The sequence below is a fragment of the Variovorax sp. AB1(2024) genome (assembly GCF_037482385.2).
Lineage (GTDB): Bacteria > Pseudomonadota > Gammaproteobacteria > Burkholderiales > Burkholderiaceae_C > Variovorax.
On sequence record NZ_JBBHKP020000001.1, the window covers coordinates 4,159,995 to 4,172,567 of the forward strand.

Annotated in this window: 13 protein-coding genes; 4 read left to right on the top strand and 9 right to left on the bottom strand. The window is 68.2% G+C overall.

The window, feature by feature from the left end; genetic code table 11:
* Positions 1-6: 6 nt before the first annotated feature.
* The 9 genes from WIX39_RS19475 to WIX39_RS19515 all read right to left on the bottom strand — a co-directional run bounded on the left by WIX39_RS19475 (position 7) and on the right by WIX39_RS19515 (position 7,890).
* Entirely contained in the window at positions 7-1,182 is a 1,176-nt protein-coding gene (locus WIX39_RS19475) for a pyridoxal phosphate-dependent aminotransferase (protein ID WP_106934270.1), read from the bottom strand.
* Positions 1,179-2,012, bottom strand: a complete 834-nt coding sequence (locus WIX39_RS19480; RefSeq protein WP_081269153.1) for an SDR family oxidoreductase — start codon at positions 2,010-2,012, stop codon at positions 1,179-1,181. Before WIX39_RS19480 ends, WIX39_RS19475 begins: the two co-directional genes overlap by 4 nt.
* Positions 2,013-2,065: 53 nt before the next feature.
* Positions 2,066-2,800 carry a GntR family transcriptional regulator gene (locus WIX39_RS19485; protein ID WP_081269152.1) on the bottom strand — a complete coding sequence of 245 codons (735 nt, stop codon included), beginning with the start codon at positions 2,798-2,800 and terminating at the stop codon, positions 2,066-2,068.
* A gap of 71 nt (positions 2,801-2,871) precedes the next feature.
* Complete coding sequence (locus tag WIX39_RS19490) at positions 2,872-3,711, bottom strand: TauD/TfdA dioxygenase family protein (protein ID WP_205367136.1); 840 nt, start codon at positions 3,709-3,711, stop codon at positions 2,872-2,874.
* 40 nt (positions 3,712-3,751) lie between these two features.
* Positions 3,752-4,528, bottom strand: a complete 777-nt coding sequence (locus tag WIX39_RS19495) for a class II aldolase/adducin family protein (protein ID WP_106937424.1) — start codon at positions 4,526-4,528, stop codon at positions 3,752-3,754.
* Complete coding sequence (locus tag WIX39_RS19500; RefSeq protein WP_106934268.1) at positions 4,528-5,286, bottom strand: ABC transporter permease; 759 nt, start codon at positions 5,284-5,286, stop codon at positions 4,528-4,530. Before WIX39_RS19500 ends, WIX39_RS19495 begins: the two co-directional genes overlap by 1 nt.
* On the bottom strand, positions 5,265-6,023 hold the full coding sequence (locus WIX39_RS19505) for an ABC transporter permease (protein ID WP_081269149.1): 759 nt from the start codon (positions 6,021-6,023) through the stop codon (positions 5,265-5,267). Before WIX39_RS19505 ends, WIX39_RS19500 begins: the two co-directional genes overlap by 22 nt.
* On the bottom strand, positions 6,020-6,871 hold the full coding sequence (locus WIX39_RS19510; RefSeq protein WP_106934267.1) for an ABC transporter ATP-binding protein: 852 nt from the start codon (positions 6,869-6,871) through the stop codon (positions 6,020-6,022). Before WIX39_RS19510 ends, WIX39_RS19505 begins: the two co-directional genes overlap by 4 nt.
* A gap of 11 nt (positions 6,872-6,882) precedes the next feature.
* The gene (locus WIX39_RS19515; protein ID WP_081269147.1) at positions 6,883-7,890 is read right to left on the bottom strand and encodes an ABC transporter substrate-binding protein; all 1,008 of its coding nucleotides are present in this window, start codon (positions 7,888-7,890) and stop codon (positions 6,883-6,885) included.
* Positions 7,891-8,029: 139 nt separating this feature from the next.
* Between WIX39_RS19515 and iaaH the strand changes: the two genes are divergently transcribed.
* The 4 genes from iaaH (at position 8,030) to WIX39_RS19535 (ending at position 12,571) form a co-directional block, all read left to right on the top strand.
* The gene (iaaH, locus tag WIX39_RS19520) at positions 8,030-9,472 is read left to right on the top strand and encodes an indoleacetamide hydrolase (protein ID WP_159053599.1); all 1,443 of its coding nucleotides are present in this window, start codon (positions 8,030-8,032) and stop codon (positions 9,470-9,472) included.
* Between the two features lie 79 nt (positions 9,473-9,551).
* Positions 9,552-9,866 carry a hypothetical protein gene (locus WIX39_RS19525; RefSeq protein ID WP_081269145.1) on the top strand — a complete coding sequence of 105 codons (315 nt, stop codon included), beginning with the start codon at positions 9,552-9,554 and terminating at the stop codon, positions 9,864-9,866.
* Between the two features lie 227 nt (positions 9,867-10,093).
* The gene (locus WIX39_RS19530; RefSeq protein ID WP_106934265.1) at positions 10,094-11,242 is read left to right on the top strand and encodes a DSD1 family PLP-dependent enzyme; all 1,149 of its coding nucleotides are present in this window, start codon (positions 10,094-10,096) and stop codon (positions 11,240-11,242) included.
* Positions 11,243-11,308: 66 nt separating this feature from the next.
* Positions 11,309-12,571, top strand: coding sequence for an acyl-CoA dehydrogenase family protein (locus tag WIX39_RS19535; RefSeq protein WP_106934264.1), 1,263 nt, complete (start codon positions 11,309-11,311; stop codon positions 12,569-12,571).
* Positions 12,572-12,573 lie beyond the last annotated feature (2 nt).

Consider the following 12,573-nt stretch of genomic DNA (forward strand, 5'->3'; position numbering starts at 1 on the left):
GCCTCCTCAGAAGAGCGCGGCCGTGGCCGGCAGCGCGCGTGCGCGCTCGACCGCTTGCGGCAGCACATCGCACAGCGCCTGCGCCCACGCCTTCGGCACGGTGGTCGAGATCTTGATGAAGCGGTGGCCGAAGCGCGGCGTGTGGTACGTACCCTGCCGCACCATGATGTCGTGCTCGCCAAGCGCGGTGACCAGCGCCTCGGGCGCCACGCCCGCGCCGGTGCACTCGACCACGATGAAGTTGGCCTGCGACGGGAACACCGGCACCACGAAGCCCGGCAGCTTTGCGAAGGCGTCGACGATCATCCGCTGGTTTTCGCGCTGCTGCGCGATCACCTCGGCCATCCATTCGGCCTTGACGCCCAGGCCCGCGATGGCCGCGCGCTGCGCCAGCACGCTGGCCCCCAGCGGCGCCTGCGAATGCGGCAGGATGCGCGCCAGCAGCTCCGGCGACGCCACCAGCGCGCCCAGCCGCAGGCCCGCAAGGCCCAGCCACTTGGAGAAGCTCACGATGGTCACCGTGCCTTCCGGATAGAAGCGCGAGGCCAGCGTGTGGCTGTCGGCAAAGTCGCGGTAGGTGCAGTCATGGATGAGGATCGCGCCGATCTCCCTCGCACGGTCCGCGAAGGCGCGGATCTCGTCCTCGGTGTAGGTGGTGCCCAGCGGGTTGTTGGGGTCCACCAGGTAGATGACCGCGGTGTTCCCGTCGGTCGAAGCAGCCAATGCCTCGGCCGACAGCTTGAAGCCGTACTCGGGCCCGTAGATCGGAATTTCGGTGATGGCACAGCCGGCCTTGGCCGCGAACTGCAGCGGCCACTTCCAGCCCGGATCGGTGGTCACGAAGCCCTTGCCCGCTTCGCAGAACGCACGGCAGGCCAATGCGAGCGCGGCGACCGCGCCGTCCGTCACCACGGCCGACTGGTTCGACACGCCCAGGTCGTCCACGATGGCCGTGCGAAGCGCCTCCATGCCCAGCGGCGGCGCATAGGCATGAAAGCTCTCGTCGTCGATGGCATCGTGCAGCGCCTTGCGCACCGCCGGATGCAGCGGGAAGTGGTTGGTGTTCTGGCCCAGCCACATCAGCTCGGGGTTGGTGAACAGGCGGTCGAAGTAGCGGTTGCGGGTTTCCGCGTCGCTGGTCACGGCCGGCACCGCCACGGCGGGGTTCAATGCCGCGTTCATGCCGCGAGCCTCCGGGCCTGTTCGGCCTCGACCACCTTCTTGCTGGTCTTGATGATCGAGCCGCGCGCGGCAATGCCGCCGTCGATGGTCACGACCGTGCCGGTGATGTAGCCCGCGCGCGCCGAGGCCAGGAACACCATCAGCTCGGCCACTTCTTCCGGCGTCGCAGGACGGCCGCCCGGGTAGTTGTCGAACAGCTCTTCCCAGCGGCCTTCGTCGCCGTGGGTGTCGAAGGCACGGCGCTTCATGAGCTTGACCATGCGGTCGGTAGCTACCGGCCCGGGGTTCACGCCCACCACCCGGATGCCGTCGTCCAGGCTCACGCCGCCGAGCGCGCGCGTGAACGCCATGACCGCCGCGTTGCCGGTGGAACCGGCGATGTAGTTGGCGTCCCAGTTCTCGCCGGAGTTGCCGATGTCGTTCACGATCACCCCGCCGCCGGCGGCCTTCATGCGTGCGTAGTAGATCTGCGTGAGCTCCATGTAGCCCAGCACCTTGAGCTGGAAGCCGCGCCGCACCACGGCGAAGTCGAGCGACTCGATGGGGCCGGCCGGAATGTCGCCCGCGTTGTTCACCAGGATGTCGACATGGCCGGCCGCCTCGGCCAGCTGCGACATGGCGCCGGGCGCGGCCAGGTCCATGGGGTGGATGCGCACGTTGATGGGGTAGATCTTCTCGATCTCTTCCTTTGCGGCTGCCAGAGCCACGCCGTCGCGCGCGGCCAGGTGCAGGTGGCAGCCTTCGGCCGCGAAAGAATGGGCGGCTGCGAGGCCGATGCCTTTGGAGGCGCCGGTGATGAGTACGGTCTTGCCTTCGAGTTCGAGTTTCATGGCGTGATGTCCTGGTATGCGTTCGAGAGATCGGGTTCGTTGAAAGAGGTTTGTCAGGCGCCGCCCGCGTCCTGCTCGGACAGCGCGGCGATGAGGTCGACGATGTCGTCCTCGAGCAGGCTCACGTGGTCGATGGCGGACGAGAACGCCGCTTCGGGGTCGTTGCGGCGAATGGCGTCGAGGATGGCGCCGTGCTCGCCGATGGTGGCGGTCATGCGGCCGGGCTGGAAGGTGACGTAGCGGCGGTACACGCGCACGCGCTTGCGCAGCGCGCGGGTCTGCTCGGCCAGGTAGTGGGTGTTGGAGGCCTCGTAAAGCGCGTCGTGGAAGTCCTGGTTCACGTCGTAGAAGCGCGAGTGGTCGCCCGAAGCGAGGATGCTGGTCAGCTCGTCGTGCAGCCTGCTCATGCGCAGCTTCTGCGCCTCGGTGGCGCGGCGCGCCGCGAACTTGGCGCACAGGCCTTCCATCACCGCCATCATCTGGAACATCTCGATGAGCATGGGCAGCGAGATGCGCGCCACGCACACGCCGCCCTGGCGGCTTCGCAGGTCGACGAGGCCGGTGGCGGCCAGCGCCTTGAGCGCCTCGCGCACCGGCGTGCGCGACACCTTGAAGCGCTCGGCCAGCTCGGCTTCGTCGAGCCGCGCGCCGGGCTTCATGACGCCGCTGACGATCAGGTCTTCGAGCGTGTCCTTCAGTTCGTCGGACAGCGTGGCGCCCTTGCCGCGCTGGCGCTCGCGTCCGCGCAGCGCCGTGGGTTCCACCATTTCGGGTTCGTCGTGTTCCATGTTCTTGCCTTCCTTCTTGTGGTTGTCTTCGGTCTTCGAACGCGGCGCGCTCTGTGAGATTGATTCGAGTGTCAGAACGGGCGGTCGCCAGCCACCGTGGTGCGATGCATCACGCGGCGGTACATGTTGTCGTCGTACGGCGTGGCGCGGTGCATGGTGCAGCGGTTGTCCCACACCAGCAGGTCGCCGGCGAGCCACTTGTGGCGGTAGCTGAACTCGGGCGAGATGGCGTGCGCATTCAGCTCGGCCAGCAGCGCGGCGCTCTCGTCGGCGGGCAGGCCGTCGATGTGCTTGACCACGTCTTCGCCCACGTAGAGCGACAGGCGGCCGGTTTCGGGATGCGTGCGCACCAGCGGATGCACCACGTCGGGCGTGGCGGCCAGTTGCTCGGGCGTGAGCGGGTTGCGGTCGGCGAAGGCCTTGCCGTAGTAGTTGGCGTAGCTGTGCGTGGCCGTGAGATGGCGGATGCGCGCTTTCATGTCGTCGTCCAGCGCGTCGTAGGCGGCGTGCATCGAGGCGAAGAAGGTGTCGCCTTCCACTGGCGGCACCTCCAGTGCGTAGAGCAATGCGCCCATCGAGGGCTCGGCCTTGTACGACAGGTCGGAGTGCCAGTTCCAGCCTTCCTTGTGGTTGCCGATGGGCTTGCCGTTTTCCGACACGTTCGACAGCACGTAGACCTCGGGGTATTCCTTCTTGAGGAACTGCGTGAGCACATGCCCCAGCAGCGTGCCGAAGCGGCGCGAGAAGGCAACGTGCTGCGCCTCGTTGATGCGCTGGCCGCGAAACAGCAGCACCGAGCGCTGGTTGAGCGTGTCGCGCAGCACGGCGAAGTCGGCGTCGCTCACGGGCTCGCGCAGGTCGATGCCTTTGACTTCGGTGCCGATGAAAGAGGTGAGGTTCTCGAGTTGCATGGTTGGAGGATGTCTCAGGGATTGAGGAAAGAAACGGCTGTCAGAGCCGGTAGTCGGGCTGGGTGCGCTCCAGCATGCGCAGGAACGAGGGCCATTCGCGCGTGCCGGGCGGCAGGATGTCGCCGGCGAATTCGGTGAACTGGCGCGCGGCCAGCTCGCTCACTTCGGGCTGCGGATACACCAGTGATTGGCCGGGCGCCACGCCGCCTTGGGCAAGCAGCTGCACCTTGGCCGCCTTCTCGAAGTAGTACATGAGGATGAACGCCTCGGGAATGGTGCGGCCCACCGTCAGGATGCCGTGGTTGCGCAGCACCAGCGTGTGGTGCGGGCCCAGGTCGCGCACCAGCCGCTCGCGCTCGCCGGTTTCCAGCGCCACGCCTTCGTAGTCGTGAAACGCCGTGTGGCCCTGGTAGCGCATCGCGAACTGGCTGAGCGGCGCCAGGCCGTCGGGCATGGCCGCGATCGCGGTTCCGGCCTCGGAGTGGGTGTGCAGCACGCACAGCGCGTCGGGCCGGCCCGCGTGGATGGCGCTGTGGATCACGAAGCCGGCCTGGTTCACCTCGGCATCGGTGGCGTCCACCTTGTTGCCGTCGAGGTCGATCTTCACCAGCGAAGAAGCCGTCACTTCCGAGAACAGCAGCCCGTACGGGTTGATGAGGAAGTGATGCTCCTGCCCCGGCACGCGCGCCGAGATGTGGTTGTAGATCAGGTCGTCCATGCCGAAGTGCGCCACCAGCCGGTAGCAGGCGGCGAGCTGAACGCGCAGCTCGGCTTCGGTTTGCGGATATGCCGCGGGATTGTTCTTCGCCACGTTCATCAGCGCCACCAAACCAGTTTCTGGTCGATCCACACGAGCAGGCCATAGAAGACCATGCTCGCCACCGATGCGATGAGCACCGCGGACCACACGCTCAGCAGGTCGACCTGCTGCGTCGACTCATAGATCATTCGCCCGAGGCCCGCGTAGGCGCCCAGCATCTCCCCGACGATCGCGACGATCATGCTGCGCGGCACGCCAATGCGCAGCGCCGTGACCACCGAGGGCATCGCGACCGGCAGGCGCAGGCGCCACACGATCTTCAGCTGCCCCGCCCCGAAGCTGCGCATCAGGTTCACTGCCGCCAGGTCGGCCTGCTTCAGGCCATGCAGCGCATTCACCAGCATGGTGAAGCCGACGGCCAGCGCCACCAGGGCGATCTTCGACGCGGCACCGAGCCCGAACCAGATCAGGAACAGCGGCGCATAGGCCACGGTCGGCACGGCGTTGACCGCAACCGCCAGCGGCATCACGATGCGCTCCAGCGGCGGCGCCATCAACAGCAGCACTGCCAGCAGCAAGCCCAGCACGCTGCCCAGCGCATAGCCGCCCAGCGCCTCGCCCAGCGTGGCCAGCAGCGCGGCCATCAGGCGGCCCGTGTCGGTGAAGGCATGCTGCACGATCGAACCCAGGCTCGGCAGCACGAAGGGCGGAATCTTGAAGAGCAGGATCGCGCCCTCCCACACCACCAGCAGCACGGCGATGCTCAGCACCACCGGCACCACGGGCGAAGCCATCAGCTTTCGCTGCGCCACCATACGAGCCTCCTTTCCACGAAGGTGAGCAGCCCGTAGAGCAGCGCACCCATCAGCCCGCAGGCGAACATCACCACCCACAGCCGCACCACGAGGTCGGCATTCATCGCTTCCATGAGCATCACGCCCAGGCCCACGGTTTCGCCGAACCATTCGCCCACCACTGAACCGATCAGGCTCAGGCCGATGGCCACGCGCAGCCCCACCATGATCTGCGGCAGCGCCGAAGGGACGGCCAGCTTGAAGAACATGACGAGACGGTTCGCGCCGAAGCTCCTCATCAGCGCAATGCGCTGCGGGTCGCACGACTTCAGCCCGCGCAACGTGTTCACCGTCACGGGAAAGAAGGTCAGGAAAAACGCGGTCATCACCTTGGCCAGCAGCGAGTTGCCGAACCAGATGACGATCAGCGCGCCGAAGGCCACCACCGGCACCGTCTGCGACACCACGAACAGCGGGAACACCGAACGCTCCATCCAGCGCGAATAGGTGAACACCGTGCCACAGAAACAGCCGAATACCGCGCCCAGGGCAAAGCCGAGCACCGTCTCGAGCAACGTGCGGCCGAAGCCGCGCACCAGCTGCGGCCACACCGACCAGGCGTCCTGCGCGATGGCGCTGAGCGCCGGCAAATAGCGCGGCGACGGCGCGAAGGCGTGCACGTACAGCTCCCACACCAGCGCCAGGCCCAGGAAGGCCAGCGCGGGCGAGCGCACGGCGCGCTGCAGGAAGGTGTTCACGGCGCAGTGCCCTCCTGCGCGAAGGTCTTCTGGCTCTCTTCCTCGATCTCGGCCAGCAGGCGCTGCTTCAGGCCGATGAACTCCGGCGTCAGCACCACCGACGGATCGCGCGGGCGCGGCAGGTCGATCACGGTCTCGCTCTTCACCGTGCCGGGGCGCGCCGTCATCACCAGCACCTTGTCGCCGAGCAGGATGGCTTCATCGATGTCGTGCGTGATGAAGAGCACCGTGCGGCGGTGGCGCGCCCACAGGTCCAGCAGCCAGTGCTGCATGCGGGTGCGAGTGAGCGCGTCGAGCGCGCCGAAGGGTTCGTCGAGCAGCATCAGGTCGCGCTCGAACAGGAAGGTGCGCATCAGCGCCACGCGCTGGCGCATGCCGCCCGACAGCTGGTGCGGATAGTGGTTGGCGAACCCGGCCAGGCCGAACTCGGGCAGCATGGCGCGGGCGCGTTCGCGCGCTTCCTTGCGCGGCGTGCCTTCCACCTCGAGCGCGAGGATGGCGTTGTCGAGCACCGTGCGCCACGGAAACAGCAGGTCGCGCTGCGGCATGAACGACACCTTGCCGAGCAACTGGCCGTCGCGCTGCGGCGCGCCGCCGAACAGCAGCGAGCCGTCGTCGTCCGGCGGCAGCAGTCCCGCGATCATGTTGAACAGCGTCGACTTGCCGCAACCCGAGGGGCCCACGAGCGTGACGAACTCGCTCTTCGCGATCCGCAGGTTGACGCCGGACACCGCGACGGTCCGCGCCTGCGCTTCGCCGAAGCGCTTCCACACGTTGACCAGCTCGAGCATGGGCGGCGCTGTGTCGGCAACCGCCGGCGGCATCACTTCGTGAGGCATGAACTTCATGGCGCGGCGGCTCAGAACTTCTTGTCGCCGGCCGGCACCTGGTTCCAGAAGCTGGCGTCGTAGGCCTTCGACAGGTCGGCCGGTGCCTTCAGGGCCTTGTAGCCGACGAGCTGCGTCTGCATCTTCTCGACGGTCGGCAGGTCGATGGCCAGGATGCCGTCGGTGGTGCCCTTGCCGGCCTTCACCAGCTTCTCGAACTCGTCGAGCATGGCTTCCTGGTGCGCGCGGTTCAGGCTGGGCGCGGCGGCCATGACGATGTCGATGGCTTCCTTCTTGTTCTGCAGCGCGTACTTCCAGCCCTTGATGGTGGCGTTCATGAAAGCCTGCACCTGCTGCGGCTTCTCGTTGCGGTATTTCTCGGACACGAGCACCGTGTCCTGCTGCACCACCACGCCGTAGTCGTCGGGCTTGATGAGCGTGAGCTTGTCGCCCAGGCCCTGCTCTTTCAGGGTGTTCAGCTCGTTGTAGTAAGTGGCGGCGGCCACGTCGAACTGCTTCTCGACGAAAGGCGCCATGGAGCCCGACTGCGGCACGATGGTCAGGTCGCTCTGCTTCACGCCGGCCGAGGCGAGCATCGAGTACAGCGTGTACTGCGTGCCCGTGAACCAGGTCGCGACCTTCTTGCCCGCGAAGTCCTTCACCTTGGTGATGCCGGAATCCTTGTAGGTGACGTAGGTGAACGGCGTGTTCTGCACGGTCACGCCGATGCACACCAGCGGCAGGCCCTTTTCGCGTGCGAGCAGCACGGTCTCGGTGCCGCCTGCCAGGCCGAAGGTGTCGTTGCCCGAAGCCACCAGCGTCTCGACGTTGAGGTTGGGGCCGCCCGGGTTGATCGTCAGGTCGAGGCCGGCCTGGTCATAGAAGCCCTTGGCCTTGGCCACGTAGAAGCCGGCGAACTGCGCCTGCGCCAGCCACTTGAGGCGCACGGACACCTTCTCCGCGGCGGACGCGGGCATGCCCGCCAGAAGAGCCATCGACGCTGCGACGGCGGCCAGGATACGCAAGGACTTGAAAGACATTGGAAGGCCTCTTGAATACAAAAAATATTTAAAGCAGTATTCATGCCATGCACTTTCAGGCTGTTTTCTTGCTGAATCTCGAGAAATTGGCCCGGAATGTGCACCGGAGTGCAGCTCCCGCCCCAACTTCGAACCCGTGATGAACCAAGTCCATGCGCTGACCGATCTTTCCGCCCGCGAGGCCGCCGAGCAGATGGCGCGCGGCGAGTTGCGCGCCACGGACTACGCGCAGGCGCTGCTGGCGCGCGCCGAGGCCATTGCGCCCTTCGGCGCCCTGCTCCATCTGGACGCCGGCCAACTGCTCGCTGCGGCGGCCGCGCTGGATGCATCGCCGAGCCCCGCACCCGGCGCGCAGCCGCTGCGCGGCGTGCCACTCGCCTTCAAGGACAACATCGACGTCGCCGACATGCCGACCACCGCCGGCAGCCCGTGGATGGCGGACCACCGGCCGCGCATGCATGCCGGCGTGACGCAGCGGCTCATCGATGCCGGCGCGCTGGTGCTCGGCAAGACGAACCTGCACGAGTGGTCGCAAGGCGTCACCGGCCACAACCACGGCTTCGGGCCGTCGCGCAATCCGTTCGACAGCACGCGCATCACCGGCGGCTCGAGCGGCGGCAACGCGGCGCTGCTGGGCCTGCGCGCCGCGCCAGCGGCCATCGGCACCGACACGGGCGGCTCGGTGCGCGTGCCGGCCGCGCTTTGCGGGCTGGTCGGCTACAGGCCCACGGTGCACCGCTGGCCGGAAGACGGGCTGGTGCCGATATCGCCGACCTTCGACACGGCCGGCGTCATGGCCCGCTGCGTGGACGACTGCGTGCTGATCGACCATGCCGTGGCCGGCGGGCCGCTGCGGCTGGGCGTGATGCCGCTCATGGGCGTGCGCCTGGGCGTGCCCGAGGCTTATTTCTGGGAAGAACTCGATCCGCCCGTGGCCGAACTGGCCCGCGAGAGCCTGCGCGCCCTGCAGGCGGCGGGCGCGGTGCTGTTGCCTTGCGACCTCGCGGAAGCCGGCGCGCTCTTCCAGGAAGGATCGATGTCGATCTCGCTCCACGAGATCCTGCCCGCGCTGGCCGCCTACTTCGCGCGCCACCAGCGCCCCTTCGACGCACGCGCGCTGACCGATGCGGTGGCGAGCCCCGACGTTCGCCCGCTGTTCGAGCGGCTGTTTGGCGACAGCGCCGTCACGCCCGAGGCCTATGCCCACGCGCTGAACGTCCTGCGGCCGCGCATGCAGGCGGCCTACCGCGATTGCTTCGCCCGGCACGACATCGCGGCGCTGGTGTTCCCCACCAGCCCGCTGACCGCCGCACGCATCGGCGAGGACGTGCAGGTCACGCTGTGCGGGCGCCCGACCTCGGCTTTCTCAGCCTACATCCGCAACACGGGCCCGGCCGGCATGGCCGGACTGCCGGCCGTGAGCCTGCCGATCGGCCTGACCCGCGACGGCCTGCCCGCTGGCCTGGAACTCACCGGCCCCGAAGGCGCCGACTCGCTGCTGCTGGCGCTCGCGCTGGGCGTCGAATCCGCCTTGCCGCACGCACCAGTTCCGGGCGCGTTGCAAGGGCTGGCGCGCGGCTGAAACCCGGATCGCCAAAACACTACATCCCTTCACGCAACAGGCCTTCACGCCTTGCCACGCAATCGGCGATGCTGGAGGCATGCCCATCGCGAATTCGTCGAATTCCCTGCCACACCGCCGCTCCGGATGGCGTACAGCCGCGCTGATCTACACGGTCGCGGGCGCCGTCTGCATCCTCGGCTGCGCGCTGGTGCCGGAGAGCGACGTGGGCATGCTCGTGGCCATCGCGGGCGGGCTGCCGTGGTCGCTGAGCCTGCTCACGCTGGGGCTTTCTCCGGGCGTGGCGAATACGGCGCTGCTGATGCTCACGGCCAGCTGGGCACTCAATGCCGCGCTGCTTTGGTGGATGGCGCTGCGGCGACCGGCCCGGCATTCCCCGTCGCACCTGGCTTGACCTTGCAGCCCCGGGCCGCGGGCGGGCCGGACGGCCGATCATTGGACACGCAGGTCATCCGCCAGCGAGCGACTTGGCGCGGCGTGCGCTCGAGCAGGCGGCGGCCGACTGCGTCCTCAAGGCTTGCACAGCCTCGATGTCGAGTGTGTTCATTTCGGTGCGATCATTTCGCCACGCACTTTCCCGCGCTCCGCCGCTTCGACACATCCCGCAAAGGCTTCCCCACGATGTTCCTGGACACGCAACCCAACGCCCCGCTCATCGGCGCGCCCCACGGCCGCCAACAGCTCGACACGCCCGCACTGCTGATCGACCTGCCCGCCATGACGCGCAATATCGAGCGCATGGCCGCCTTCGCCAGGTCGCGCGGCATCGGGCTGCGCCCGCACGTGAAGACGCACAAGTCGGTAGAGATCGCAAGGCGCCAGGTGGCTGCCGGCGCCATCGGCGTGAGCTGTGTGACCATGGGCGAGGCGGAGGTGATGGTGGAAGGCGGCATCCCGGGCGTGCTGATCACCTCGCCTGCCGTCACGCCGAGCAAGATCGCGCGCCTCATCAAGCTCGCGCAGCGCGCCCGCCCCGGCGACGTGATGGTGGTCGTCGACAACCCCCACAACCTCGCCGACCTGGCGCAGGCCGCAGGCGCGCTCGCGCATCCGCTCGACGTGCTGGTGGACTACGGCGCGGGCTACAACCGCACCGGCGCCGCCACCCAGGCCCAGGTGCTCGAGCTCGCCGCGCTGGTGGCCGCAGAGCCGCGCCTGCGGCTGCGCGGGCTGCAGTCGTACGCGGGCAACCTGCAGCACATCGTCGAGCGCGACAGGCGCAGCGCGGCTGCAGCCGGCCTGCGCGAGACCGTGGCGGGCATCGTCGCGGCGGCCGAACGCCAGGGCCTGCGCTTCGAGATCGTGACAGGCGCGGGCACCGGCACGCACGACCTCGATTCGCAGGAAAACGCCTTCACCGAGCTGCAGGCCGGCTCCTATGTGTTCATGGACGCGGAATACACGAGCGTGCTGGCCTCGGGCGGCCAGCCCTCGCCCTTCGAGGTGTCGCTTTACGTGCAGACGGCCGTGGTCAGCACCAACGCGGCGGACTGGGTCACGGTCGATGGCGGCACCAAGTGTTTTTCCACCGACAGCGGCGTGCCGCTGGTGGCGCGCGGCGCCGATCCCGCGGCGAGCCGCTACGCCTTCTTCGGCGACGAGCACGGCAAGCTGCTGCTGCCCGCCGATGCACGGCCCGCGCTCGGCGCGCGCGTGGAGTTCATCACGCCGCACTGCGACCCGACCGTCAACCTGCACGACGCGTACCACGTGGTCGATGGCGACGCGCTGGTCGCGATCTGGCCGGTGGATGCGCGCGGCAAGCGATAGGCGGCATAAGAAAACTCGGAAAGCGCATTTCACAAGCGCGGCGCGGGGGCGGACAGTCGGGGGCACATGGAATCCCTCATCGAAGCAACGAAATCCCCCGCCGCGCACGTCGGCGGCGCACAGGCCCCCTCTTCCGCACAGCTCTTCGCGCGCTTTCGCCCTATCTTCCGGCGCATCGCCGAACACGCGGTGCAACGCGAAAACGAGCGCGAACTCGCCTACGAGCCGGTGGCATGGCTCAATGCCGAGCGCTTCGGCGCATTGCGCGTGCCGCTGGCGCATGGCGGCATCGGCGCCTCGGTCGCGCAGCTCTACGACCTGCTGGTCGAACTCGGCGAAGCCGACTCCAACCTGCCGCAGATACTGCGCGCGCACTTTGGCTTCATCGAAAGGCTGCTCGCGGAAATCGACCCCGCGCTGCACGGTCCGTGGATGCGCCTGGCGGCCGAGGGCGTGATCTTCGGCAACGCCACCACGGAGCTGGGCGACGGCTCGCTCACCACCATGCAGACCACGCTGAAGCCCGACGGCGACGCGTGGCTGCTCGACGGCGACAAGTACTACAGCACCGGCACGCTGTACGCGGACTGGATCTCGGTGTCCGCGCAGCGGCTGAACGCCGACGGCAGCAGCGAGCGCGTGATCGCGCTGGTGCCGGCGCAGGCCGAAGGCGTGGAGCGCATCGACGACTGGCGCGGCATCGGCCAGCGCCTGAGCGCATCGGGCACCACGCGCTTTCGCAACGTGCGGGTGAAGCCGGGCAACGTGCTGCTGTACGTGCGCGACCAGCCCACGCCGCTCACCGCGCATTTCCAGCTGATCCACCTGGCGACGCTGGCGGGCATCGCGCGGGCCATCGTGCGGGACGCGGTCGCCTTCGTGCAGGCGCGCAAGCGCATCTACAGCCACGGCAGCGGCAACACGCCGCGCGAAGACCCGCTGGTGCAGCAGGTGATCGGGCAACTGGCGAGCGCGGCGTTCGTTGCGGCATCCACGGTACAGGCGGTGGCGCGCGGCCTCGATGAAGTCGACCGCTTCCGCCAACGCAACGAGGCCGCGCCCGAAAGCCTGTTGTTCGAAGTGGAGCTGGACACCGCCAAGGCCCAGGCCGGCATCGTCGACCTGGTGCTGCAGGCCGCTACGCGGCTGTTCGACATCGGCGGCGCCTCGGCGCTGCAGGAGGACCGGCGGCTCGACCGGCACTGGCGCAATGCGCGCACGCTGGCGTCGCACAACCCGACGATCTACAAGGGCCGCGTGGTGGGCGACCACCTGCTCAACGGCGCGCGGCCGACTTTCTATTGGGCAGTGGGCGCCATTGCGTCGTGAGG